Here is a 24,884-nt window from a genome sequence, read left to right on the forward strand (position 1 = left end):
ATTGATCCACGTACTTTGAGGTGATTCCCATGATGAAAGGTGGCATGGCCGGCCTGATGAAGCAGGCACAGCAGATGCAGGAAAAGATGGCCAAGATGCAGGAAGAACTGGCCAACGCCGAAGTCACCGGTAAAGCCGGTGGCGATATGGTCAGCGTGGTGATGACCGGTCGTCACGATATCAAGCGCGTGAGCATCGACCCAAGCGTATTGCCAGGTGTCGGCGAAGATGACCTGGAAATGCTCGAAGCCTTGTTCGCCGCCGCCGTCAATGACGCGGTGCGCAAGATCGAAGCCAACAGCCAGGACAAAATGTCCGGCGTGACCGCCGGCATGCAACTGCCGCCGGGCATGAAGCTGCCGTTCTGATCGGGCGGCGTTAGCTAGACTCCAATGCCAGGCCGCGTGCCTGGCATTTTTGTTTGTGTGATCCGATCGAACCCTGGCGGGGTGCGCAAGGTCTGCACCCTATACCGACGCACTCGATAAAGGAGCCCCCTCATGCCTCAAGAACCGGTCCTGAACCAGCGCATTGTCCTGGTTTCTCGCCCCCAAGGCGCGCCGACGCCGGAAAACTTCCGTCTGGAACGCGTGACCCTGCCGGACTTGGCGGACGGCCAGGTGCTGTTGAAGACGCTGTACCTGTCCCTCGATCCTTACATGCGTGGACGCATGAGCGACGCACCGTCCTACGCAGCACCGGTAGAAATCGACGAGGTAATGACCGGTGGCGCCGTCAGTCGTATTGAGCAATCGCGTAATCCCAAATTCGAGGTGGGCGATCTGGTGGTCGGCTCTACCGGCTGGCAGAGCCACAGCATTTCTGACGGTCGCAACCTGATACCGGTGCCCAAGGGCCTGGCGAGCCCATCGATGGCGTTGGGCGTGCTGGGGATGCCGGGCATGACCGCTTACATGGGGTTGATGGATATCGGCCAGCCCAAGCCTGGCGAGACCCTGGTCGTGGCGGCGGCGTCCGGCGCGGTGGGTTCGGTGGTGGGGCAGGTGGCCAAGCTCAAAGGCTTGCGTGTGGTGGGGATTGCCGGTGGCGCGGATAAATGTCGCTATGTGGTGGACGAGTTGGGCTTTGATGCCTGTATCGACCACAAAAGCGAGCACTTTGCCGATGAACTGGCCCAGGCGTGCTTCAAGGGCGTGGACATCTACTTTGAAAACGTCGGTGGCAAGGTTTTCGATGCGGTGGTGCCGCTGCTCAACCCCAAGGCACGTATTCCGCTGTGCGGCCTGATCGCCGGCTATAACGCCCATGAGGCGCCGAGTGGGCCGGATCGCCTGCCAGCGTTGCAACGGACCTTGCTCACCAAGCGCGTACGTATCCAGGGCTTTATCGTGTTCGACGACTATGGCGACCGCCAGCCCGAATTCCTCAGTGCGATGGCGCCGTGGGTGCGCGACGGCAAGATCAAGTTCCGCGAGGACGTGGTCGACGGGCTGGAGCAGGCGCCCGAAGCCTTTATTGGTTTGCTGGAAGGGCGCAACTTCGGCAAGTTGGTGGTGCGCCTCGCGCAGGATTGACCATTTGACGCTAATCCGGGGCGCGGGTATAAACCGCGTCTCGTTGTTTTGTCGGACCCATTGCCCATGAGCTTCAGCCCCCTGATTCGCCAACTGATCGACGCCTTGCGTACCTTGCCGGGCGTGGGTCAGAAAACCGCCCAACGCATGGCGCTGCAATTGCTGGAGCGTGATCGCAGCGGCGGTACCCGGTTGGCCCAGGCCCTGAGCCAGGCCATGACGGGTGTGGGGCACTGTCGCCAGTGCCGCACCCTCACCGAGGAAGAACTCTGCCCGCAATGCGCCGATCCACGCCGTGACGACACGCTGTTGTGTGTGGTGGAAGGGCCGATGGACGTGTACGCGGTGGAGCAGACCGGTTACCGCGGGCGCTACTTCGTGCTCAAGGGGCACTTGTCTCCCCTGGATGGCCTGGGGCCGGAAGCCATCGGCATTCCGCAACTGGTGGCGCGCATTGAAGAGCAGGGCACTTTCACCGAAGTGATCCTGGCCACCAACCCGACGGTGGAAGGTGAGGCCACGGCGCACTACATCGCGCAGCTGCTGACCAATAAAGGCCTGGTCACCTCGCGTATTGCCCATGGCGTACCGTTGGGTGGCGAGTTGGAACTGGTGGATGGCGGCACCTTGGCGCACTCCTTTGCCGGTCGCAAGCCCATCGCCCTCTAAAGAACAACGCAGCAAAATCTGTGGGAGGGGGCTTGCTCCCGATGGCGATCTTACAGTCGATAGATGATTGACTGAACTACCGCTATCGGGAGCAAGCCCCCTCCCACATTGGTTTTGCATTGCTGGCAGTATTTGCGTTCGGCTTGATAACCAAGCAAGCGCTTGGTAAGTTCGCTCTACCTCTGCGTGGAGTTTGCCGATGTCTGCCTATCAGGACTATTTCGACCCTAGCCACCTCTTGGTCCGCGACAGCGTGCGCCGTTTTGTCGAGCGCGAGATGTTGCCGGGCATCGAGCAATGGGAGGAGGCCGCAAGCTTTCCCCGCGAGTTGTACCGCAAGGCAGGTGCTGCGGGGATTCTGGGCATCGGTTATCCCGAAGCGCTTGGCGGCAGCCATGAAGGTGACCTGTTCGCCAAGGTGGCCGCCAGTGAAGAGTTGATGCGCTGCGGCTCTGGCGGGGTAGTGGCCGGCTTGGGTTCGCTGGATATCGGCTTGCCACCCGTCGTCAAATGGGCCAGGCCCGCGTTGCGGGAGCGTGTCGTACCGCAGGTGTTGTCCGGCGAGAAGATCATCGCCCTGGCCGTAACCGAGCCGAGCGGCGGTTCTGATGTGGCCAACCTGCGAACCCGTGCGGTCCGTGAGGGCGAGCATTACCGCGTCAGCGGCAGCAAAACCTTTATTACCAGTGGCAGCCGCGCCGACTTCTACACCGTCGCCGTACGTACCGGCGGGCCGGGCTTTGGCGGTATCAGCCTGCTGCTCATTGGAAAAGGCACCCCAGGCTTCACGGTCGGTCAGCCCCTGAAGAAGATGGGCTGGTGGGCGTCGGACACGGCTGAACTGTTCTTCGACGATTGCCGGGTGCCGGTGAGCAACCTGATCGGCGCCGAGAATATGGGGTTTGCCTGCATCATGGGCAACTTCCAGAGCGAACGCCTGGCCCTGGCGTTGATGGCCAATATGACCGCGCAACTGGCACTGGAGCAAAGCCTTGAGTGGGCTGCCCAGCGCGAAGCATTCGGCAAGCCCATCGGCAAGTTTCAGGTGCTCAAGCATCGGTTGGCGGAAATGGCCACCGCCGTGGAAGTGTCCCGCGAATTCACCTATCGCCAGGCGGCCAAGATGGCCGCCGGCAAGAGTGTGATCAAGGAGATTTCCATGGCCAAGAACCTCGCCACCGACACGGCCGACCGCGTCACTTATGACGCGGTGCAGATCCTCGGTGGCCAGGGTTACATGCGTGGCAACCTGGTGGAGCGGCTGTACCGCGACAACCGCATCCTGTCCATCGGGGGTGGCACTCGCGAAGTGATGAATGAAATCATCAGCAAGCAGATGGGGCTTTGATCAGCGCTCGGTCAATGCGAACTGGGTCAGGCAGAACGTCGGAATGCCCATGTCTTCCAGGCGCTGTGAGCCGCCCAGCTCCGGCAGGTCGATGATCGCCGCGGCTTCGAAGATCTTCGCGCCCATGCGACGCACCAGGTTGGCGGCAGCGATCAGGGTGCCGCCGGTGGCGATCAAATCATCGAACATCAAGACCGAGTCGCCTTCGCACAGACTGTCGGCGTGCACTTCCAGGAAAGCTTCGCCGTACTCGGTCTGGTAACCCTCGGCCAACACATCGGCGGGCAGCTTGCCTTGCTTGCGGAACAGGATCAGCGGTTTGTTCAACTGGTAGGCGATGATCGAGCCGATCAGAAAGCCCCGCGCATCCATCGCGCCGATATGCGTGAAGTCGGCTTCTACATAGCGATGGGCAAAGCTGTCGGCCACCAGGCGCAGGGCGCGGGGTGATTGGAACAGCGGCGTGATGTCACGAAAGATCACCCCAGGCTTGGGGAAGTCGATGACAGGGCGGATCAGGGATTTGATGTCGAACGAATCGAAGGTCATCGTCGAAGAGTCCTGGGAGCGGAAAACGGACTCGAAGTATACCTGCGGCCCCGCCGATTGGCGCGGCCGCAGGTGGCTGGATCAACTCTCCAGCGCCCCCCCGGCCAGCGAACACAGCTGGATCGGGTCAAGGATGTGCACTTCCTTGCCCTCTGCGGCGATCAGCTCGTTCTGCTGGAAGCGGGTAAACACCCGGGACACGGTTTCCACCGCCAGGCCCAGGTAGTTGCCGATTTCATTGCGCGACATGCTCAGGCGGAACTGGTTGGCCGAGAAGCCACGGGCGCGGAAGCGTGCCGACAGGTTGACCAGGAAGGTAGCGATGCGCTCGTCGGCGGTTTTTTTCGACAACAGCAGCATCATTTGTTGATCGTCGCGAATCTCGCGGCTCATCACGCGCATCAACTGGCGGCGCAGTTGCGGCAGTTGCAAGGCCAATTCATCCAGACGCTCGAAGGGGATTTCGCATACCGACGTCGTCTCCAGAGCCTGGGCCGATACCGGGTGAATCTCCGTGTCCATGCCGGACAACCCCACCAATTCGCTGGGCAGGTGGAAACCGGTGATTTGTTCTTCGCCGCTGTCGCTCAGGCTGAACGTCTTCAACGCCCCCGAACGTACTGCATAGACGGAGTCAAACTTGTCGCCCTGGCGAAACAGAAACTCGCCCTTTTTCAGCGGGCGACCGCGTTTAACGATGTCGTCCAGCGCATCCATGTCTTCCAGATTCAACGAAAGTGGCAGGCACAGGGGAGCCAGGCTGCAATCCTTGCAATGGGCCTGGCTGTGAGCGCGCAGTTTAACTGGCTCGGACATTTCTTAAATCCTTGTGGGAAATCACACATAAGACGTAAGGGTAACGCACCGAGGGTAGCTGAGGCCAGCGTGTACAAAAAAGCGGCAGCGGTATACAGGTTTTTGTATCGCTGCCGATACATTGTTGTCTCTCAACGAGCAGGAGCTCAGATCATGTCCGTCAGCAGTGTCCAGAACCCACAGATTAATGTGGCTGCAGTGTCGGTCTGGAAGGCCGCCGATGCCTCCAAGGACAAAGACGCCGCCTCCAAGGCACCCACCGCGCCAGAAACCGCCGAACCCAAGACCACCGAGGGGGTAAAGGTGGTCATCTCCGGAGAGGCGATGGGCGCATCGAAGGCCGAGCAATCGGACAATAGTGATATCGACAACAGCAGCCTGAGCGATAGCGTCAAGCAGTTGCTGAAAATGATCCGTGAACTCAAAAAGCAGCTTGCCGAAAAAATGGCCGAAATGGCAGCGGTCATGGCCGATAATTCCATGACGCCTGAGGCGCGCCTGGTGAAGGTGGGCAACCTGCAGGCTGGCGTGTCGGCATTACAGGCTGGCTTGACCTTGGCCCAGACCGCTTTGGCCAAGGCCATGAAAGACCAGCCACCGTCGGCTCAATTGGAAGCCATGAGCCTGGCCTCGCGCTAACCGGGCTCAGATGACCCGCGAGAATCGCTGCCTGTTCTGGTGCTCCAGATAGGCATCGAACACCATGCACACCGAGCGCACCAGCAAGCGTCCGGCCGGCAGCACGCGAATGCGATGTGCATCCAGTTCGATCAGGCCGTCTGCCGCCATGGTCTCCAGCTGTGGCCACAGCTCAAGGAAATAGCCGCGAAAATCAATGTTGAAGGCGAGTTCGATCTGCTCGAAGTCCAGGCTGAAGTTGCAGATCAACTGCTGAATCACCTCGCGTCGCAAGCGGTCGTCGGTGGTGCAGACCAAGCCACGGCTGGTTGCCAGTTGCGCGCCGGCCAGGGCGTTCTGGTACTGGTTCAAATCGCTGCTGTTCTGGCAATACAAGTCGCCGATCTGGCTGATCGCCGATACCCCCAGCCCGATCAAGTCGCAATGGCCGTGGGTGGTGTAGCCCTGGAAATTGCGCTGCAACCTGCCTTCCTCCTGGGCAACAGCCAATTCATCATCCGGCAGGGCGAAGTGGTCCATGCCGATGTAGCGGTAACCGGCCTGGGTCAATTGCTCGATGGTGGTTTGCAGCATCAGCAGTTTTGCCGCAGGCGACGGCAAGTCGTCGGTGTTGATGCGCCGCTGCGGCATAAAGCGCTCGGGCAGGTGCGCGTAGTTGAACACCGACAGGCGATCCGGTTGCAGGCTGATCACTTCTTCCACGGTGCGCGCGAAGTTCAACGGCGTTTGCTTGGGTAAGCCGTAGATCAGATCAATGTTGATCGAACGAAACTGCAAGGTGCGCGCGGCGTCGATCACTGCGCGGGTTTCTTCCAGGCTTTGCAGGCGGTTGACCGCTCGTTGCACCTCCGGGTCAAGGTCCTGCAGGCCAATGCTCACGCGGTTGAAACCCAGTTCACGCAACAGGCCCATGGTGGCCCAGTCGGCTTCGCGAGGGTCGATCTCGATGCCGTAGTCCCCCGAGTCATCGTCGAGCAAATTGAAGTGCTGTCGCAGGTGGGTCATCACCTGGCGCAGTTCGTCATGGCTGAGAAAGGTCGGGGTGCCGCCGCCGAAATGCAGCTGCTCCACGGGCTGTTTCGGGTCCAGGTGACAGGCCACCAACTGGATTTCCTGCTCCAGGCGTTGCAGGTAGGCCTGGGCGCGGCCACGGTCCTTGGTGATCACCTTGTTGCAAGCGCAGTAATAGCAAATGTTCGCGCAGAACGGCACGTGGATATACAGCGACAAGGGGCGGGCGGCTTTGCGGCTTTCGCGCAGGGCATGCAGCAGGTCGAAGGTGCCAACCTGGCTGTCGAATTGTACGGCGGTGGGGTAGGACGTGTAACGCGGCCCCGCCAAGTCGTAGCGGTGAATCAGATGTGTGTCCCAACGAATGGCGTCGAGCATGCGGGCGGTCCCCCGGATAGGCTAGTGGGCCGAGTCTAGGGGCGAGCCGCAGGTGGCATGTTGATTTGCATCAACGGGGAGCGGCGCTATGCCACATGGCCGTTAATGGCCCATCAACCAGTGCTGATGCGGGCCGGGCAGGGTCCATAAGCCAAACACAATCACCCATACGCCACCGGCCACACGCACGCTGCGTTTGCGCAGCCAGGCGGTGACGCGTTCGGCTGCCAGGCCGGTCGCCAGCAACACCGGCCAAGTGCCCAAGCCAAACGCCAGCATCAGCAGTGCACTGTCCAGCGCATTGCCCTGGCTCGCCGCCCACAGCAGGGAGCTGTAGACCAAGCCACACGGCAACCAGCCCCAGAGCGCGCCCAGCAGCAGGGCACGGGGCAGGCTGGACACCGGCAGCAAACGGCTGGCGACGGGCTGGATATAGCGCCACAGGCCGCGTCCGAGGCTTTCGATGCGGGTCAGGCCGCTCCACCAGCCGGCCAGGTACAGGCCCATGCTGATCAGCAGTAGCCCGGCAAGCACGCGCATGAACATCGCGGCGGGGCTGTTGGTCAGCGCCCAGCCGGCCAGGCCGATCAACAACCCGGCCGTCGCGTAGCTGAGGATGCGCCCCAGGTTGTAGGCCAGCAGCAGGCGGAACCTGCGGCCGCGTTGGTGCTTGGGAATCGCCAGGGTCAGCGCACCCATCAGCCCGCCACACATGCCCAGGCAATGGCCGCCACCGAGCAAACCGAGGATCAGCGCCGAGACCAGCAGGGGGGCCAGCTCAAGCATGGGGAGGGTCTTTGGGCGGTTGTTCCGGGCCGTTCGCTTCGTCGATGGCGGCCAGGTGGTTCGGGTCCTGATCGTCGAACAGCACGCTGTGGGCCGGGCCGTCGAGGTCTTCGTACTGGCCGCTGTCCACGGCCCAGAAGAAGATGTAAATGGCCACGCCCACTAAGAGCAGCGCCGCCGGGATCATCACGTATAGAGCTGGCATCTGCACTCCATGCCCGCAGGCCTCAAACCGGCAGCGGGCGGGTTACCAAGGGGGCGCCGGCTGGCTGCACATTCGGCAGGCGAGCCAGGCGCAGCGCATTGAGCACCACAGTCAAGGAACTGAGGGACATGCCGATCGCGGCCCAGATCGGGGTGATCCAACCCAGGGCGGCAAACGGCAGCATAAGGCCATTGTACAGCCCGGCCCACAGCAGATTCTCGATGATGACCCGTCGGGTACGCCGCGCCAGGCTAAAGGCTTGCACCAGGGCATCGAGGCGGTTGGACAGCAGCACGGCGTCGGCGCTGGTTTTCGCCAGGTCCGTGGCCGACCCCATGGCCACGCTGATATCGGCGGCGGCCAGCACCGGTACATCGTTGACGCCATCACCCAGCATCAGCACGGTGCGGCCTTCCTGGTGCAAGCGTTGCAGCACCCGCAGCTTGTCATCCGGGCGCAGGCCGCCGTGGGCTTCGTCGATGCCCAGGTCGGCGGCGACGCTGGCGACCATTGGCGAGCTGTCACCGGACAGCAACAGCGTGTGCCAGCCACGGGCCTTGCACGCAGCCAGCAGTGACGGTGCATCGCTGCGCAAGCGGTCATCCAGCACGAACCAGGCCAGGGCGCCATGGCTGTCGCCCAGCAGCAGCCATTGGCCGGCTGCGTCCGGTGCCTCAGGCAGCGGGCACCCACTCAGTTCGCAGACAAAGGCGGCCTGGCCGATGCGCAGGCGGCGTTTGCCCACGCGCCCCTCCAGTCCCAGCCCTGGGGCACTGATGACCTCTTCAGCGGCCAACGGCGCGCGTCCGAAGGCTCGGGCGATGGGGTGTTCGGAGCGGTTTTCGAGGGCGGCGGCGAGGCTCAGGCAGTCATCGCTGTTCAACGCGCCCACGGGACGTATGGCACGTAACGCCAGGCGACCTTCGGTCAGGGTGCCGGTCTTGTCGAAAATCACCGTATCGATCTGGTTCAAACCTTCCAGTACATGGCCGCGGGTCAAAAGCAGCCCGAGTTTGTGCAGGGTGCCGGTGGCGGCGGTGAGGGCCGTCGGGGTGGCCAGCGACAGCGCACAAGGGCAGGTCGCCACCAGCATTGCCAGGACGATCCAGAACGCCCGCGTCGGGTCCAGTTGCCACCACGCCAGGCCGATCAGCAGCGCGGCGACCAGTGAGCACAACAGGAACCACTGCGCCGCGCGGTCGGCGATTTGCGCCAGGCGCGGTTTCTCGGCCTGGGCGCGCTCCAGCAGGCGCACGATGGCCGACAGGCGGGTGTCATGGCCCAAGGCGCGCACCTCGACGGTCAGCGCGCCTTCGACGTTAAGCGTACCGGCGGTGACGGTGTCACCGGTAAAGCGCGATTGCGGCAGGTATTCGCCGGTCAGCAGCGACTCGTCGATGCTCGACTGACCCTCGAGAATCACCCCGTCGGCCGGCAGGACGGCGCCCGGATGTACCAATACCCGATCACCCAACACCAACTCACTGAGCAGGATGCGCTCGCTCTGCCCATCGCTGTTCAGGCGCAGGCACGAGGCGGGCAACAGGTTGACCAACTGCGCGGTGGCGGCGGCGGTGCGCTCGCGAGCGCGGCGTTCCAGATAGCGGCCGGCCAGCAGGAACAGCGCGAACATGCCCACCGCGTCGAAATACAGTTCGCCGGAGCCGGTAATCGCGGTCCAGATGCCCGCCAGGTACGCGCCGCCAATCGCCAGGGATACCGACACATCCATGGTCAGGTGACGTGTACGCAAGTCACGCAGGGCGCCCTTGAAAAACGGCGCGCAGCTGTAGAACACGATGGGGGTTGTGAGAAACATCGCCACCCAGCGCAGGATCACATGCAGTTCCGGGCTCAGATCGATGTTGAATTCAGGCCAGGTCGCCATGGTTGCCATCATCGCCTGGAACCACAACAAACCGGCCACCCCCAGCTGACGCAGGGCCAGGCGGTTCTCGCCGGCCAATTGCTCGGCTGCGCGGTCGGCCTGATAGGGGTGGGCGGCATAGCCGATATGACGCAGTTCACCGAGCAACCGGCTCAACGGCAATTGAGCGTCGGCCCAGCGGACCTGCAAGCGATGGTTGGAAAGGTTCAGCCGCGCCTCCGCCACAGCGGGCAGGCTGCGCAGGTGTTTTTCGATCAGCCAGCCACACGCGGCGCAACTGATGCCTTCCATCAACAGGGTGGCTTCCGCCAGTTCGCCTTCGTGGCGTACAAAGGGCTTTTGCACGTCGGCGCGGTCGTACAGCGCCAATTCGTCGACGAGTTGCACCGGCAACGCCTCGGGGTTGGCCGAGGCTTCGCTGCGGTGCTGGTAGTAGCTTTCCAGCCCACCGGCAACGATGGCTTCGGCCACCGCCTGGCAGCCTGGGCAACACAACTCACGGGGTTCACCCAGGATCTGCGCGGTAAACCGGCTGCCCGCCGGGACGGGCAGGGCGCAGTGGTAGCAGGGGACGGGGCTGGTCATGGTCGGGTTACTGGTCTTCAGCACCTTGCAGCGGTTCGTCACCCAGCAGCAGGTCCTTGTCGTGGCTGACCTGCTCTTCTTCGAACAGGCGCCAGGTCTTGTCACCTTCTACGCCGAGCAGTTCCACGAAGCGTCGGCCGTCGACCTTGTCGGTGACCTGGCCGATGTAGCGCCCCGGTTCGCTGTCGCTACGGGTCAGGATGATCTTGCGGTCCTTCTGCGGTTGGGTTGGCGAAATCAGGTTCAACTCCAGCGTATTCGGGTTGCTGTTGCCGGTCAGGCGCAGGTCGACTTCGCCAGTCAGCTCGTCCAGGTGCACCGATGCACGCAGTTGCAGGGTCTGCGCCAGTTGTTCGCGATCCAGGGAGCGGTTGATGCCTTTGCCGGCCTCGTAATAGTTGTCGTTGACCAGGTTGTCGGGGTTTTTCACCGCGATAGTCACCATGGACAGGGTCAAGGTCACCGAGCAGGCCAGGATGCCAATGATGATCCAGGGCCAAAGGTGCTTGTACCAAGGGCTTGCGGCAGTTGCTGCGGGCATTGTGGCGCTCTCTTTTAACGGGCTTTTTGTTTATCGGACCTGGGGGCCGATGAATCGGCTCTTGGCTTCAACGTGGACGCTGTCGTCATCGGCATCCTTGAGGATGAATTTCACCTCGTTGGTGCTCGACGGCAGTTGCTCGGGGGCGCTGGACAGTTCCACCGGCATGCTGAAGATATCCCCGGCGGCGACTTTGATCTCGCGGCGGCCTTGCAGCTTGAGGTCCGGCAGGCCCACTGCGTCGAGCACGTAGGTGTGGTCGCGCTGGTCTTTGTTCATGATCTTCAGGCTGTAGACGTTTTCGATGCGGCCTTCGGCGTTTTCGCGGTAGAGCACGCGGTCTTTGCTGACGTCGAAGCCCACCAGCGAGCGCATGAAAAATGCCGTGACCAGCAGGCTGATCATCGCCAGCAGGACCAGGGCGTAGCCGATCAATCGTGGGCGCAGCTTGTGAGTCTTCTGCCCGGACAGGTTGTGCTCGGTGGTGTAGCTGATCAGGCCACGTGGGTAGTCCATCTTGTCCATGATGTTGTCGCACGCGTCGATACAGGCGGCGCAACCGATGCATTCGATTTGCAGGCCGTCGCGGATGTCGATCCCGGTCGGGCAGACCTGCACGCACATCGTGCAATCGATGCAATCGCCCAGGCCCTGAGCCTTGTAGTCGACGCCTTTTTTGCGCGGGCCACGCACTTCACCGCGACGCGGGTCGTAGGAGACTATCAAGGTGTCTTTGTCGAACATCACGCTCTGGAAGCGTGCGTACGGGCACATGTAGATGCACACCTGTTCGCGTAGCCAGCCGGCGTTGCCATAGGTGGCGAGGGTGAAGAAACCCACCCAGAAATAGGACCAGCCATCGGCCTGGCCGGTGAAGAAGTCGAACACCAGCTCGCGGATCGGCGAGAAGTAGCCGACAAAGGTCATGCCGGTGACAAAACCGATCAACAGCCACAGGCTGTGCTTGCTCAATTTTCGCAGGAACTTGTTGATGCCCATCGGCGCTTTGTCGAGCTTGATGCGCTGGTTGCGATCGCCTTCAGTGACCTTTTCGCACCACATGAAGATCCAGGTCCACACGCTTTGCGGGCAGGTATAACCACACCACACGCGACCGGCGTACACCGTGATAAAGAACAGGCCGAATGCGGCAATGATCAACAGGCCCGACAGCAGGATGAAATCCTGGGGCCAGAAGGTCGCGCCAAAAATGAAGAATTTACGTTCCGGCAGGTTCCACCACACCGCCTGGTGGCCTCCCCAGTTCAGCCACACCGTGCCGAAATAGAGCAGGAACAGACCGGCGCCGCCGAGCATGCGCAAATTACGGAACAGGCCGGTGAAGGCGCGGGTGTAGATCTTCTCTCGCGAGGCGTAGAGATCGACCGTGTTGCTGGCGTTTTTGGCAGGCGGGGTAACGTCATGTACCGGTATCTGGTTGCTCATCATTGCATCCCACGGCGGTGGAGACTTGCCTCGGCCAGTACGTGCCGGCCGGGGTCAAATAGGGGTGTGGCAGTGGCCTAATGATACGCCCCCGGTGGTGCGCTAAGGGTGCGACCTTTGGTCGCGTTGGGGGAATTCAATTGATGGTATATGTGATCTGGATCAATTGACTTGGGAAGTATGGACGGTTTTTGCCTCAAGGCGGGTCATTCGTTCCATGGATTGAGCAACGGAACGCCGCTGGACTGAAAGTCGCAGACATTGCGCGTCACGACGGTCAGCCCATGCACCAGAGCCGTCGCGGCGATCAGTGCATCACTCTCATTAGCCTGGTCGGGTACATGCAATTGCGCACAACGCAGCGCAACTGTGGCATCGACAGGCAGGATCCTGGCATCAAAGGCGGGCATTACGTGCTTTTTCAGCCAGGTTCGTAACACCTTCCCTTGCACCGGGTCTCGACGTTCAATGCGCAAGACGCCGGTCTCCAGTTCCTTGAGGGTGATAGCCGAGATGAACATGCGTGGAGCAATGACACTTTTTGCCCAGGCGACGACTTTGGCGTCAGCCTGGGGTTTACGAAGTTCAGAGATTACGTTGGTGTCGAGCAGGTACATCAAGAGAGGTCCACAGGTCGATGAATGATCACGGCACGTTCGGTTTCGAACTCGATATCGGCCGCTTCCGACATCACCAGCAGGTCAACGATGTCAGCATCGAGGCCTGTCAGTTTCTGGTAGTCCTCAATGCTTAGCAGGACATGGGCAGGCTTGCCGCGGTCGGTGATAAAAACCGGCCCTTGGCGAGCGGCTTTTTTGGCACCACTTGTGTCTTGATTGAATTCCCGGCTGGAAATGGTGGTGATGGTCATGGGGTGTCCCCCTTCGTCAGATTTTATGTAGGCACGTTACTACTTAGGTTCGAGCAGGAGCAAGTCCGAGGCTACGAGTGGTCATTCTGTGGGGGAACAAACAACAAAGCCCTGCGTAGCTGTCGCTGCGCAGGGCTTTGTTGATAGTCAGGTTTACTGCTCTTCGGTCTGCTTATCCCCATGGGACAGGCTGTAGACATATGCCGCCAGCAGATGCACCTTGTCATTGCCTTGCAGTTGCTCCTGGGCAGGCATCTGGCCCTGGCGGCCGTAACGGATGGTCTGCTGCAGTTGGGCGAAGCTGGAGCCGTAGATGAATGCACCCGGGTGAGTCAGGTCGGGGGCGCCCATCGCCGGGGTGCCTTTACCGGCGGGACCGTGGCAGGCCACGCAGTTGGCGGCGAAGAGTTTCGCGCCGTTGGCCGCGTCGGCTTTGGCCCCTTCCGGCAACTTGCGGCCGTCGAGGTTGGTCACCACAAAGGCTGCCACGTCGGCCACGCCTTGTTCGCCGATCACCTCGGCCCACGCCGGCATCACTGCGTGGCGGCCTTTCATGATGGTTTCCTTGATGGTGGCCGGTTCGCCACCCCAGCGCCAATCGGCATCGGTCAAGTTGGGGAAACCGTAGGCGCCCTTGGCGTCGGAACCGTGGCACACCGAACAGTTGGAGGCGAACAGGCGACCTCCCATCTTCAGGGCTTGCGGGTCTTTGGCGACTTCTTCAATCGGCATTGCTGCGAACTTGGCGAAGATCGGGCCGAACTTGGCGTCTGACTTGGCCATTTCCTTTTCCCATTCGTGCACACCGGTCCAGCCGGTCTGGCCGTTGGCGAATGGGGTTTGCTTGTCGGTGTCGAGGTAGTTGTAGCCGGGCAGCAAGCCCTTCCAATTGCCGAGGCCGGGATACAGCGCCAGGTAGCCGAGGGCGAAGATGATGGTGCCGACGAACAGCATGAACCACCATTTGGGCAGCGGGTTGTCGTACTCCTCGATGCCGTCGAACGAGTGGCCGACGGTTTCGTCGGTCTGCTCGGCGCGCTGGCCCCGGCGGGTGGACAGCAGCAGCCAGGTCAGGGCGAAGATGGTACCCAGACTGAGGACTGTGACGTACAGACTCCAGAACGTAGTCATTCTTTGTTACTCCTAGAAGCTTGCTCGACGTGCTTGATGGCTTCGGGATCATCCGCAAAGGGCAGCATGGTCGCGTCGTCAAACTCCGACTTGCGCTTGGGGCTGAATACCCACAACGCCAGGCCGATAAAGGCCACCATCACCACAACGGTGCCCAGGCCTCGAATCATCCCGATATCCATGTAGGTCACCGTTTGCTTTTGATGAGGGTGCCAAGGCCCTGCAGGTAGGCCACCAATGCGTCCATTTCGGTCTTGCCCTTCACGGCGGCGGCTGCACCGGCGATGTCTTCATCGGTGTAGGGCACGCCCAGGGTGCGCAAGACTTCCATCTTCTTCGCGGTGTCCTTGCCGTCGAGCTTGTTTTCCACGAGGAACGGATACGCCGGCATTTTCGACTCCGGCACAACGTTGCGCGGGTTGTACAAGTGCGCACGCTGCCAGTCATCGGAGTAACGCCCGCCGACACGGGCCAGGTCCGGGCCGGTACGCTTGGAACCCCACAGGAACGGGTGGTCCCACACGCTTTCACCGGCAACCGAATAGTGGCCGTAGCGTTCGGTTTCGGCGCGGAACGGGCGGATCATCTGCGAGTGGCAGCCGACACAGCCGTTAGCGATGTAGACGTCGCGGCCTTCCAGTTCAAGGGCGGTGCGCGGCTTCATGCCTTCGACCGGTTTGTTGGTCACGTCCTGGAAGAACAGCGGGACGATCTGGGTCAGGCCGCCGATACTCACGGCGATGACCATGAAGAAGGCCAGCAGGCCGATATTCTTCTCGACTACTTCATGCTTCATCAGTGGGCTCCCACAACGGCGATCTTGGCGGCGGCTTCGGCTTCTGCAGGGTCCGAGGCACGCACGGTGCGCCAGACGTTGTAGGCCATGAACAGCATGCCGGCGGCAAAGAACGCACCGCCCAGGGCACGGACGATGTAGCCCGGATGGCTGGCTTGCAGCGCTTCGACGAAGGAGTAGGTGAGGGTGCCGTCATCGTTGATCGCACGCCACATCAGGCCCTGGGTGATGCCGTTGACCCACATCGAGGCGATGTAGAGCACGGTGCCGATGGTGGCCAGCCAGAAGTGCGTGTTGATCAGCCCGACGCTGTGCATCTGCGCACGGCCGAACAGTTTGGGGATCATGTGGTACAGCGCGCCGATGGAGATCATCGCCACCCAACCGAGGGCGCCGGCGTGTACGTGGCCAATGGTCCAGTCGGTGTAGTGCGACAGCGAGTTGACGGTCTTGATCGCCATCATCGGGCCTTCGAAGGTCGACATGCCATAGAACGCCAGGGACACCACGAGGAAGCGCAGGATCGGGTCGGTACGCAATTTATGCCAGGCGCCCGACAGGGTCATCATGCCGTTGATCATGCCGCCCCAGCTCGGGGCCAGCAGGATGATCGACATCGCCATGCCCAGGGACTGCGCCCAATCCGGCAGCGCGGTGTAGTGCAGGTGGTGCGGGCCGGCCCAGATGTACAGGGTGATCAGTGCCCAGAAGTGCACGATGGACAGGCGATACGAGTAGATCGGCCGTTCGGCCTGCTTGGGCACGAAGTAGTACATCATCCCCAGGAAGCCAGTGGTGAGGAAGAAGCCCACGGCGTTGTGGCCATACCACCACTGGATCATCGCATCCGTTGCCCCGGCGTAGGCCGAGTAGGATTTGAACCAGCTCACCGGCAAGGAGGCGTGGTTGACGATGTGCAGCATCGCCGTCACCAGGATGAACGCGCCGTAGAACCAGTTACCCACATAGATATGCTTGGTCTTGCGCTTGACGATGGTGCCGAAGAACACCACGGCGTAGGTCACCCACACGATGGCGAGCAAAATGGCGATCGGCCATTCCAGCTCGGCGTATTCCTTGGTGGTGGTGTAGCCCAGCGGCAGGGTGATGATGGCGCCGAGGATCACGGCTTGCCAGCCCCAGAAGGTGAATGCGGCGAGGCCGTCGGAGATCAGTCGCGTCTGGCAGGTTCGCTGCACGACATAGTAGGAGGTGGCAAACAATGCACATCCGCCGAAGGCGAAAATCACCAGGTTGGTGTGCAGCGGGCGCAGGCGGCCGAAGGTCGTCCATGGCAAGCCGAAATTCAATTGCGGCCAGACCAGTTGCGAGGCGATGAACACCCCGAGCCCCATGCCAAGGATCCCCCAGACCACCGTCATGATGGCGAACTGGCGGACTACCTTATAGTTATAAGCAGTCGGACTGATTGCTGTGCTCATTCTAAGGTTCCACGGTTTAGGTTTTTTTATAGGTAAAATCGGCCGCAAGTATGTAGAAAGCGATGGGTCATTGCAACGCAATGACTGACCTGTATCAATGCGTTCCACGCCAGATTCTGCGCCCTTTCCATGTTTGGTGTAAGGACAAAATCCGAAATCAAAAGCTGATCGAGTGGACAAGAAAATTTGGGGGCCGCAACAATAGCCGTGCGTACGCCAGGATCAGTCCGCTGTGCAAGCAAGCGTAGACCCGAATGGCGAGAGGGGAAAGTTGTGCTTTGGAAGGGTGTGACACTTGGTCGCGTTAAAAGTCCCCCTGTGGCGAGGGAGCAAGCTCCCTCGCCACTGGTAAGTTGCCGCCCCGTAGTGGAGCGGCGTTCAGGGGTTATTGCGACTGGCTTTCTGGCATTGCGCCATCAGCGTTATGCGACAGGCTATAAACGTAGGCGGCGAGCAGGTGCACCTTGTCATTACCTTGCAGCACGTCCTGCGCCGGCATCTGGCCTTGGCGGCCGTGGCGGATGGTCTGCTGCAGCTGCGCCAGGCTGGTGCCGTAGATAAACCCGGCAGGCTCGGTCAGGTTCGGCGCGCCCATGGCTTCCATGCCGTGGCCTTGCGGACCGTGGCAGGCCACGCACGTGGTGTTGAACGCCGCTTGGCCTGCGGCCAGGTCGGCAGTGCTGCCGGCCGGCAATGGCAGCTTGGCCAGGTCATGACGCACATAGGCGGCGACGTTTTTTACCCCGTCTTCGCCGAGTATTTCACCCCAGGCTGGCATTGCCGCGTGACGACCGTTCAAGATGGTGGCCTTGATCGCTTCAGGTGAACCGCCCCAGCGCCAGATATTGTCCGCCAGGTTCGGGAAGCCATAGGCGCCCTTGGCATCCGAGCCGTGGCACACCGCGCAGTTGGAGGCGAACAAGCGGCCGCCCATTTTCAGCGCTTGCGGATCTTTCGCGACTTCTTCCACGGGCATGGCTGAGAATTTGGCGAAGATCGGCCCGAACTTGGCGTCGGCCTTGGCCATTTCCTTGTCCCATTCCTTGTTCTGGGTCCAACCGTCTTCATAGCCCGGCAATACGCCTTTCCAGTTGCCCAGGCCCGGGTAGAGGATCAGATAGCCGACGGCGAACACCAGGGTGCCGGCGAACAGCATGAACCACCACTGGGGCAGCGGGTTGTCGTATTCCTCGATGCCATCGAAGGCATGGCCCATGGTCTGGTCGACACTGCCCTTGGTCTCGCCCTTGCGGGTGCCGATCAATAGCCAGGTCAGGCCGATCAGGCTGCCGAGGGTCAGTACGCAGATCCATGTACTCCAAAAGGTAGTCATGGCCGAGTGCTCCTTGTTACAGGCTCTTCGTGAGCGTCGGATGGAGAGGGTTCATCGGCGAACGGCAGCAGGCGTGCCTGCTCGAATTCCGCATTGCGCCGGTTGTTGAACACCCACAGCGACAGGCCGATAAAGGCGATGGCGACCACCAGGGTGCCGAGGCCGCGGATGGTGCCCGCATCGAATTCAAATCCCATGGCTCACCTCTTGCTCTTGATGGCAGTGCCGAGTACTTGCAGGTACGCAACCAGCGCATCCATCTCGGTCTTGCCCTTGAGGCTGGCGACGGCGCCACTGATGTCGTCGTCGGTGTACGGCACACCGAGGGTGCGCATCACTTTCAACTTGGTTTCGGTGTGGCTGCTGTCCACGGGGGCGGTGACCAGCCACGGGTAGGCCGGCATTTTCGACTCCGGCACCACGTTGCGCGGGTTGTACAAGTGCGCGCGGTGCCAATCGTCCGAGTAGCGTGCGCCGACGCGCGCCAGGTCCGGCCCGGTGCGTTTGGAGCCCCACAGGAACGGGTGGTCCCACACGCTCTCGCCGGCTACCGAGTAGTGACCGTAACGCTCGGTCTCGGCGCGGAACGGGCGGATCATCTGCGAGTGGCACTGTACGCAGCCTTCGCGGATGTAGATGTCGCGGCCTTCCAGTTGCAGCGCGGTGTAGGGCTTCATGCCTTCGACCGGCTTGTTGGTCACGTCCTGGAAGAACAGCGGGACGATCTGGGTCAGGCCGCCGATGCTCACGGCGAACACCATCAACAGCATCAGCAGGCCGACGTTCTTTTCAATCGTTTCGTGTTTCATCACGGACTCCTCAGGCCATCTGCGCAGCAGCGGCGACTTCGACAGGTTGTGCCGAACGCACGGTGCGCCATGTGTTGTAAGCCATCAGCAACATGCCGGTGAGGAACACCGCACCGCCCACCAAGCGCACGATGAAGCCCGGATGGCTGGCCACCAGGGTCTCGACGAAGGAGTAGGTCAAGGTGCCGTCTTCGTTGACTGCACGCCACATCAGGCCCTGGGCGATGCCGTTGACCCACATCGAGGCGATGTAGAGCACGGTGCCGATGGTGGCCAGCCAGAAGTGCGCGTTGATCAGGCCGAGGCTGTACATCTGCTCGCGGCCGAAGACTTTCGGGATCATGTGGTACAGCGCGCCGATGGATATCATCGCCACCCAACCGAGTGCGCCGGCGTGTACGTGGCCGATGGTCCAGTCGGTGTAGTGGGAGAGGGCGTTGACGGTCTTGATCGCCATCATCGGGCCTTCGAAGGTCGACATGCCGTAGAACGCCAGGGACACCACGAGGAAGCGCAGGATCGGGTCGCTGCGCAATTTATGCCAGGCGCCCGACAGGGTCATCATGCCGTTGATCATGCCGCCCCAGCTCGGTGCCAGCAGCACCAGGGACATCACCATGCCCAGGGACTGCGCCCAGTCCGGCAGCGCGGTGTAGTGCAGGTGGTGAGGGCCGGCCCAGATGTACAGGGTGATCAGCGCCCAGAAGTGCACGATGGACAAACGGTAGGAATACACCGGGCGTTCGGCCTGTTTGGGCACGAAGTAGTACATCATGCCGAGGAAGCCCGCCGTCAGGAAAAAGCCGACCGCGTTATGCCCGTACCACCATTGCACCATGGCATCCGTTGCACCGCCGTAGGCCGAGTAGGACTTGGTCCAGCTCACCGGCAGCGAGGCATGGTTGACGATGTGCAGGATGGCCACGGTGATGATGAACGCCCCGAAGAACCAGTTGCCGACGTAGATGTGCTTGGTCTTGCGCTTCATCACCGTGCCGAAGAACACCACGCCGTAGGCGACCCAGACGATGGCGATCAAAATGGCGATCGGCCATTCCAGCTCGGCGTATTCCTTGGAGGTGGTGTAGCCCAACGGCAGGCTGATGGCCGCCAGCACAATCACCAGTTGCCAGCCCCAGAAGCAGAATGCGGCGATTTTCGGCGCGAACAACTGCGTCTGGCAGGTGCGTTGTACCGAGTAAAAAGAGCTGGCGAACAGCGCGCAGCCACCGAAGGCGAAGATCACCGCGTTGGTGTGCAGCGGGCGCAAGCGGCCGAAGCTGGTCCAGGGCAAATCGAAGTTGAGTGCAGGCCAGACCAATTGGGCGGCGAGAAAAACCCCGAGCCCCATGCCGACGATGCCCCAAACCACCGTCATAATGGCGAATTGGCGGACCACCTTGTAGTTATAGGCGGTACTTAAAGTAGTGTTCATGGTTCCCCATCCACGGTTCAACCCAAGCCAATGCGGCACTTGGGCTGGAGTTATAGGCAGACTAAAAAGCGAGGCAAGCATGGGCAAAGAGCACAAGGCCAGTATTGACGGGGATCAATGGGCGCACTGCGTGCAGGAACGCGGCTGGTTGTGGGATGTCGCGCAAGGGGCGGGCGCGCGTGAGCCAGTGACCCTGATCCTGGCCCACGGTGCCGGTGCGCCGATGGACTCCTCGTTCATGAACGACATGGCTGCACGCCTTGCCGGACATGGCGTGAACGTGTTGCGCTTTGAATTTCCCTACATGGCCCAGCGCCGGCTGGACGGCGGCAAGCGCCCACCGAACCCGGCACCGAAACTGCTGCAGGCGTGGCGTGAGGTGTATGTCGAGGTGCGACGTCATGTCGCTGGGAAACTGGCGATTGGCGGCAAGTCCATGGGCGGGCGCATGGCCAGTTTGTTGGCCGATGAATTGGCTGCCGATGGGCTGGTGTGCCTGGGGTATCCGTTCTATGCCGTGGGCAAGCCGCAAAAGCCACGGGTCGAGCACCTGGCCGGGTTGAACACCGCGACGTTGATTGTGCAGGGCGAGCGCGATGCCCTGGGTAATCGGGAGGCGGTCGAGGGGTATGCGTTATCGCCGAGCATCGAGGTGATGTGGCTGGTGGCGGGTGATCATGATTTGAAGCCGTTGAAGGCGTCGGGGTTCAGCCATGAGCAGCATCTGGAGGCTGCGGCGGTGCAGGTGGCTGAGTTTCTCGGTGCCTGATAGGGCCCAATCGGGGGCAAGCCCCCTCCCACTGGACTGTATTCACACATAGCAATCTGTGAACCCGATCCAATGTGGGAGGGGGCTCGCCCCCGATCGCGATCTACCGGTTGAAACGCTCTACCAGCGAGTACTGGGTATTGGCGGTATGCGTCAGCTCTTCACTCAATTGCGCCGAGTTCAGTGCCTGTTCCGAGGTCTGGTCCGCCAACAGCGCAATGGTGCTGATGTTGCGGCTGATCTCTTCGGCGACCGAGCTTTGCTCCTCGGTGGCGGCGGCGATCTGGGTGGTCATGTCGGTGATATGGGCGACCGCTTCGCTGATGCCCACCAACGCCTGGTCCGCTTCCATCACCCGTGCCACACCCTCTTCGGCCTGGCGATGCCCGGCGTCCATGGTTTGTACTGCGGCGCTGGCGGTCTGCTGCAACTTGGCGATCAACGTGTGGATCTGCCCGGTGGACTCAGCCGTACGTTGCGCCAACTGGCGTACTTCGTCGGCCACTACCGCAAAACCACGCCCCATTTCGCCGGCGCGGGCCGCTTCGATGGCGGCGTTGAGTGCCAGCAGGTTGGTCTGGTCGGCGATGCCTTTGATCACATCGACCACGCCGCCGATTTCATCGCTGTCCTTGGCCAGTTGGGTGACGGTCACGCCGGTTTCACCCACGGCAACGGACAGGCGCTGAATCGCCTCGCGGGTTTCCCCGGCGATGTCGCGGCCACGACCGGTCAGGCGATTGGCTTCCTGGGTGGCGTCGGCGGTGCGTTGTACGTGGCTGGCCACTTCCTGGGTCGTCGCCGCCATCTGGTTGACGGCGGTCGCTACCTGTTCGGTTTCCACGCGCTGGCGTTCCAGGCCGCTGGAGCTGTTATGCGCCAGGGTGTTGGACTGTGCGGCCTGGTCGTTGAGGTGTTCGGCCGTGTCCTGCAAGCGCGTAAGGCAAGTCTTCAGGCGTGCCTCCTGGCTGAGGATCGACATCTCCAGGCGCGCCTGTGAGCCGCGGCTGTCGGTGTACATCTGCGCGATCAACGGGTCGGAAGTGGTCTGCTCGGCCAGGCGCATCAGGCGCTTGAGGCCGCGCTGTTGCCAGCTCAGGCCCAGCAGGCCGAGTGGCACCGACAACCCCGCCGCGAGGGCAAAGCCCCAGTGGGAGTTGAGTGACGCACCGATCATGAAGCTCAACTGGCTCACCAGGATAAACGGCAGCCAGTCCTGTAGCACCGGCAGCCACTTGTCACGCTGGGGAATCGCCGACTTGCCTTGGTTGATGCGTTGATAGAGCGCTTCGGCCCGGCGGATCTGCTCGGCGGTGGGTTTGACGCGCACCGATTCGTAGCCGACCACCTGGTTGCCCTCGAAGACGGGCGTCACATAGGCGTTAACCCAGTAGTGATCGCCGGTCTTGCAGCGGTTCTTGACAATGCCCATCCATGGCAAGCCTTGTTTGAGCGTTGACCACATATGCCCGAACACCGCAGCCGGCACATCCGGGTGGCGCACCAGGTTGTGCGGAGCGCGGAGCAGTTCGTCGCGGGAGAACCCACTGATTTCGACGAAAGCGTCGTTGCAGTAGGTGATGACCCCTTTGGCATCTGTGGTGGAGATCAACCGTTGCTGAGCGGGGAAGGTACGTTCGCGCTGTGTAACGGGTTGGTTATTACGCATGATTGTTCAATCCGCAAGGCTTTCAGGGGTTATCGGTCGCGGCAGGCTTTTATTTAACTTAATTTTGTAACAATCAGCCGGCCAGCATCGGGTAGGTAAACAACCCGAAGTGAAGCAGATTCAAGCCAAAATGCGTGGCGATTGCGGCGCCCAAGCCACCAAAGCGATAAGCCAGGCCATACCCGGCGCCCGCAATGGTCGCCAGCAGCACCCACTGCCAGCCTGCGCCCAGGTGCACCAGGCCGAACAGGAGCGAGGCCAGCAGCAGCGCGAGGTTTTCGCCATAGGGCAGGTGCTTCAAGCGTTGGCTCAGGCCGCCCTGGATGTAGCCGCGGAACAGCGCCTCTTCCACCAGGGTCACCAGCAGCAGGTTGTTGAGTACCCACAGCCAGGCCTGTTCAGGCCATTTCGGCGCCCAACTGACGATGCCCAGCAACGCCGCTCCACCCAGCGCGGCAACCGCTGTCAGCACCAGCGCCAGGGCGGCGACACAGATCGACAGGCGCAGCGAACGGCGTGCCACGATCCACGGGCAGGCCAGCAGTAGCCAGAAACCGATCAGGGGTTTGTCCTGATTCAGGTACATCGAGAAAGGCACTGCATCGGCGGTGAAGCGCTGCGGGGCAATGCCGCGCCCATTGTAGAAACCCGGCAGCCAATGCATGGCCAGGCCCAGGGCCAACACTATGAACAGACCGTGGCCGAGGTAGCGCGCCCAAGGGGTGCGTTGCTGACGTACGGCGTACCCGGCGATCAGCAGCAGGGCGACCGAGACGACCGCCAGCAGGCCCAGTTGCCCGTAGGTCAGGGCCAGTACGTAGCCGATGGAAAGAAGCGCCAGGTACAGCCAGGGCAGAGTGATCATGGGACATCCTTGGAAAAAACCGGGCGGCATTATAACGGCCGCACGTCCAGCCAGGCATGAAAACTCCTCCACGCAATAGTTGCGATCAGGTGATTGCAAAATGTGTTTGCGGCTGGTTATAGTCGTCGCGTCTTTATCCCTTCAAAAAGATCAGCACATGCCAGCTTCCCCACGCACAGCGGTAGTCGATTCAGCGGTCAACGCTGTGGTCGTGCCGTGCGGGAACCAACAGCTTGTGCAGTTCGGTCACTACCCCCCACCTGTCAGCAGCACGCCGGTGTACGCAGTCGTATCACCGCCGGGTGTTGGCATCGCGGGCTGATCAGCTGATCGCTGTTCCCCTCTGCCCGCCTGAAAAAAAACCATTGAACTTCAGCCTTTGCTGAGTCGGCTTTTTTTGCCTGATTACAGGTGGTAAACATGTCTGTTCTTTCGAAACAATCCGTGGCCGCGGCGGCCTCGACGAGCCTGTTTGTGCTGCTGTGGAGCAGCGGGGCGATTTTCTCCAAGTTGGGCCTGGCCCATTCATCGCCCTTCGCTTTTCTGTTGATCCGTTTTGCTATCGCCCTGGTCGGGCTGGTGCTGCTGATACCGCTCTTCAAACTGAAACTGCCGCGTCCCGGCAAGCCGCTGTGGTATGCGGTGGCAACCGGGCTGGTGTTGTTGGGCGCGTACCAGATTTTCTATCTGCTGGCCCTGGACCTCAAAGTCACCCCGGGGGTGATGGCAACCATCATGGGGGTGCAACCGATCCTCACCGTGGTGCTGATGGAACGTCAGCGTTCATTGCGCCGGATGTTCGGCCTGGGCCTGGGGTTGGCGGGGCTGATCATGGTGGTCTATCAAGGCATCGGCTTGTCCGGGATGTCCCTGGCGGGGATGCTGTTCGGGCTGCTGGCGCTGGCGAGCATGACCTTTGGCTCGATCATGCAAAAGCGCATCACCGACAACCCTTTGGGCACGCTGCCGGTGCAATATCTGGCGGGCTTGTTGTTGTGTGCGGTGTTTGTACCATTCCAGCCATTCCACTATGAACACAGCGCCGGCTTTTACCTGCCGGTGCTTTGGATGGGGCTGGTGGTGTCGTTGTTGGCGACGCTGTTGCTGTATCGCCTGATCGCCCGGGGCAACCTGGTGAACGTCACCAGCCTGTTCTATCTGGTGCCGGCGGTGACGGCGGTCATGGACTACCTGATCTTCGGCAACAAGCTCGCAGCGTTGAGCCTGTCGGGCATGGGCTTGATCATCATCGGCCTGGTCTTCGTCTTCCGTAAAAACTGACGCATGTAGTGAGCGGGCTTGCCCCGCGCTGGGGGGCGAAGCCGCCCTAATCCGGTCACCGCGTTCTTCCAGGCAGAACTCAGGCGC

At 61.5% G+C, this 24,884-nt stretch carries 27 protein-coding genes; 7 read left to right on the plus strand and 20 right to left on the minus strand.

From position 1 onward, the window contains the following. The first annotated feature begins 29 nt into the window (after positions 1-29). The 4 genes from JBE38_RS00915 (at position 30) to JBE38_RS00930 (ending at position 3,552) form a co-directional block, all read left to right on the plus strand. Positions 30-368 (plus strand): YbaB/EbfC family nucleoid-associated protein, encoded by a 339-nt coding sequence (locus tag JBE38_RS00915; protein ID WP_003193199.1) that lies wholly within the window; start codon positions 30-32, stop codon positions 366-368. 132 nt (positions 369-500) lie between these two features. After that, entirely contained in the window at positions 501-1,535 is a 1,035-nt protein-coding gene (locus JBE38_RS00920) for an NADP-dependent oxidoreductase (RefSeq protein ID WP_060756165.1), read from the plus strand. A gap of 66 nt (positions 1,536-1,601) precedes the next feature. Beyond that, the gene (recR, locus tag JBE38_RS00925; protein WP_060756164.1) at positions 1,602-2,204 is read left to right on the plus strand and encodes a recombination mediator RecR; all 603 of its coding nucleotides are present in this window, start codon (positions 1,602-1,604) and stop codon (positions 2,202-2,204) included. Positions 2,205-2,403: 199 nt separating this feature from the next. Continuing rightward, a complete protein-coding gene (locus JBE38_RS00930; RefSeq protein WP_205343365.1) occupies positions 2,404-3,552 on the plus strand; it encodes an acyl-CoA dehydrogenase family protein in 1,149 nt (382 codons plus the stop codon). Here JBE38_RS00930 and JBE38_RS00935 read toward each other — a convergent pair whose 3' ends face one another. After that, positions 3,553-4,101 carry an adenine phosphoribosyltransferase gene (locus JBE38_RS00935; protein WP_090369375.1) on the minus strand — a complete coding sequence of 183 codons (549 nt, stop codon included), beginning with the start codon at positions 4,099-4,101 and terminating at the stop codon, positions 3,553-3,555. A gap of 81 nt (positions 4,102-4,182) precedes the next feature. Beyond that, a complete protein-coding gene (gene fnr / locus JBE38_RS00940; protein WP_060756161.1) occupies positions 4,183-4,917 on the minus strand; it encodes a fumarate/nitrate reduction transcriptional regulator Fnr in 735 nt (244 codons plus the stop codon). 153 nt (positions 4,918-5,070) lie between these two features. Between fnr and JBE38_RS00945 the strand changes: the two genes are divergently transcribed. Continuing rightward, complete coding sequence (locus JBE38_RS00945; protein ID WP_060756160.1) at positions 5,071-5,556, plus strand: hypothetical protein; 486 nt, start codon at positions 5,071-5,073, stop codon at positions 5,554-5,556. Positions 5,557-5,562: 6 nt separating this feature from the next. Here JBE38_RS00945 and hemN read toward each other — a convergent pair whose 3' ends face one another. The 16 genes from hemN to ccoN (JBE38_RS01025) all read right to left on the minus strand — a co-directional run bounded on the left by hemN (position 5,563) and on the right by ccoN (JBE38_RS01025) (position 20,213). Next, on the minus strand, positions 5,563-6,945 hold the full coding sequence (gene hemN, locus JBE38_RS00950; RefSeq protein ID WP_205343366.1) for an oxygen-independent coproporphyrinogen III oxidase: 1,383 nt from the start codon (positions 6,943-6,945) through the stop codon (positions 5,563-5,565). Between the two features lie 102 nt (positions 6,946-7,047). Next, positions 7,048-7,731: a sulfite exporter TauE/SafE family protein gene (locus tag JBE38_RS00955; protein ID WP_205343367.1), complete on the minus strand. Its 684-nt coding sequence runs from the start codon at positions 7,729-7,731 to the stop codon at positions 7,048-7,050. After that, positions 7,724-7,936, minus strand: coding sequence for a cbb3-type cytochrome oxidase assembly protein CcoS (gene ccoS, locus JBE38_RS00960; protein WP_005790284.1), 213 nt, complete (start codon positions 7,934-7,936; stop codon positions 7,724-7,726). The genes JBE38_RS00955 and ccoS overlap by 8 nt, the downstream gene beginning before the upstream one ends. Before the next feature lie 22 nt (positions 7,937-7,958). Continuing rightward, entirely contained in the window at positions 7,959-10,409 is a 2,451-nt protein-coding gene (locus JBE38_RS00965; protein ID WP_205343368.1) for a heavy metal translocating P-type ATPase, read from the minus strand. A gap of 7 nt (positions 10,410-10,416) precedes the next feature. Further along, positions 10,417-10,950, minus strand: coding sequence for a FixH family protein (locus JBE38_RS00970; RefSeq protein WP_060756157.1), 534 nt, complete (start codon positions 10,948-10,950; stop codon positions 10,417-10,419). 30 nt (positions 10,951-10,980) lie between these two features. Then, positions 10,981-12,396: a cytochrome c oxidase accessory protein CcoG gene (ccoG, locus tag JBE38_RS00975; RefSeq protein WP_205343369.1), complete on the minus strand. Its 1,416-nt coding sequence runs from the start codon at positions 12,394-12,396 to the stop codon at positions 10,981-10,983. A 206-nt stretch (positions 12,397-12,602) separates the two neighbouring features. Further along, positions 12,603-13,013 (minus strand): type II toxin-antitoxin system VapC family toxin, encoded by a 411-nt coding sequence (locus tag JBE38_RS00980; RefSeq protein ID WP_205343370.1) that lies wholly within the window; start codon positions 13,011-13,013, stop codon positions 12,603-12,605. Continuing rightward, complete coding sequence (locus JBE38_RS00985; RefSeq protein WP_060756154.1) at positions 13,013-13,267, minus strand: type II toxin-antitoxin system Phd/YefM family antitoxin; 255 nt, start codon at positions 13,265-13,267, stop codon at positions 13,013-13,015. Before JBE38_RS00985 ends, JBE38_RS00980 begins: the two co-directional genes overlap by 1 nt. 153 nt (positions 13,268-13,420) lie before the next feature. After that, complete coding sequence (gene ccoP, locus JBE38_RS00990) at positions 13,421-14,398, minus strand: cytochrome-c oxidase, cbb3-type subunit III (RefSeq protein WP_060756153.1); 978 nt, start codon at positions 14,396-14,398, stop codon at positions 13,421-13,423. After that, positions 14,395-14,580, minus strand: a complete 186-nt coding sequence (locus tag JBE38_RS00995) for a CcoQ/FixQ family Cbb3-type cytochrome c oxidase assembly chaperone (RefSeq protein WP_016775513.1) — start codon at positions 14,578-14,580, stop codon at positions 14,395-14,397. The genes ccoP (JBE38_RS00990) and JBE38_RS00995 overlap by 4 nt, the downstream gene beginning before the upstream one ends. 5 nt (positions 14,581-14,585) lie before the next feature. Beyond that, on the minus strand, positions 14,586-15,194 hold the full coding sequence (ccoO, locus tag JBE38_RS01000; protein WP_025854274.1) for a cytochrome-c oxidase, cbb3-type subunit II: 609 nt from the start codon (positions 15,192-15,194) through the stop codon (positions 14,586-14,588). Then, positions 15,194-16,636, minus strand: a complete 1,443-nt coding sequence (gene ccoN, locus JBE38_RS01005; protein ID WP_060756152.1) for a cytochrome-c oxidase, cbb3-type subunit I — start codon at positions 16,634-16,636, stop codon at positions 15,194-15,196. The genes ccoO (JBE38_RS01000) and ccoN (JBE38_RS01005) overlap by 1 nt, the downstream gene beginning before the upstream one ends. Before the next feature lie 385 nt (positions 16,637-17,021). Continuing rightward, positions 17,022-17,969, minus strand: coding sequence for a cytochrome-c oxidase, cbb3-type subunit III (gene ccoP, locus JBE38_RS01010; RefSeq protein WP_090369383.1), 948 nt, complete (start codon positions 17,967-17,969; stop codon positions 17,022-17,024). Next, positions 17,966-18,166 (minus strand): cbb3-type cytochrome oxidase subunit 3, encoded by a 201-nt coding sequence (locus JBE38_RS01015; RefSeq protein ID WP_205343371.1) that lies wholly within the window; start codon positions 18,164-18,166, stop codon positions 17,966-17,968. The genes ccoP (JBE38_RS01010) and JBE38_RS01015 overlap by 4 nt, the downstream gene beginning before the upstream one ends. Positions 18,167-18,169: 3 nt before the next feature. Then, positions 18,170-18,778 (minus strand): cytochrome-c oxidase, cbb3-type subunit II, encoded by a 609-nt coding sequence (gene ccoO, locus JBE38_RS01020; RefSeq protein ID WP_060756149.1) that lies wholly within the window; start codon positions 18,776-18,778, stop codon positions 18,170-18,172. A 10-nt stretch (positions 18,779-18,788) separates the two neighbouring features. Further along, a complete protein-coding gene (gene ccoN / locus JBE38_RS01025) occupies positions 18,789-20,213 on the minus strand; it encodes a cytochrome-c oxidase, cbb3-type subunit I (RefSeq protein WP_090369385.1) in 1,425 nt (474 codons plus the stop codon). A gap of 79 nt (positions 20,214-20,292) precedes the next feature. Between ccoN (JBE38_RS01025) and JBE38_RS01030 the strand changes: the two genes are divergently transcribed. After that, on the plus strand, positions 20,293-20,982 hold the full coding sequence (locus JBE38_RS01030; RefSeq protein WP_104994481.1) for an alpha/beta family hydrolase: 690 nt from the start codon (positions 20,293-20,295) through the stop codon (positions 20,980-20,982). 103 nt (positions 20,983-21,085) lie between these two features. Here JBE38_RS01030 and JBE38_RS01035 read toward each other — a convergent pair whose 3' ends face one another. Next, positions 21,086-22,651: a methyl-accepting chemotaxis protein gene (locus JBE38_RS01035; protein ID WP_060756146.1), complete on the minus strand. Its 1,566-nt coding sequence runs from the start codon at positions 22,649-22,651 to the stop codon at positions 21,086-21,088. A 73-nt stretch (positions 22,652-22,724) separates the two neighbouring features. Next, entirely contained in the window at positions 22,725-23,516 is a 792-nt protein-coding gene (locus JBE38_RS01040; RefSeq protein WP_060756145.1) for a CPBP family intramembrane glutamic endopeptidase, read from the minus strand. A gap of 420 nt (positions 23,517-23,936) precedes the next feature. Between JBE38_RS01040 and JBE38_RS01045 the strand changes: the two genes are divergently transcribed. Continuing rightward, positions 23,937-24,797 carry a DMT family transporter gene (locus JBE38_RS01045; protein ID WP_198762219.1) on the plus strand — a complete coding sequence of 287 codons (861 nt, stop codon included), beginning with the start codon at positions 23,937-23,939 and terminating at the stop codon, positions 24,795-24,797. Positions 24,798-24,884 lie beyond the last annotated feature (87 nt).

Origin of the sequence: Pseudomonas sp. ICBG1301 (assembly GCF_016918385.1) — a bacterium.
Classification (GTDB): Bacteria; Pseudomonadota; Gammaproteobacteria; order Pseudomonadales; family Pseudomonadaceae; genus Aquipseudomonas; species Aquipseudomonas palleroniana.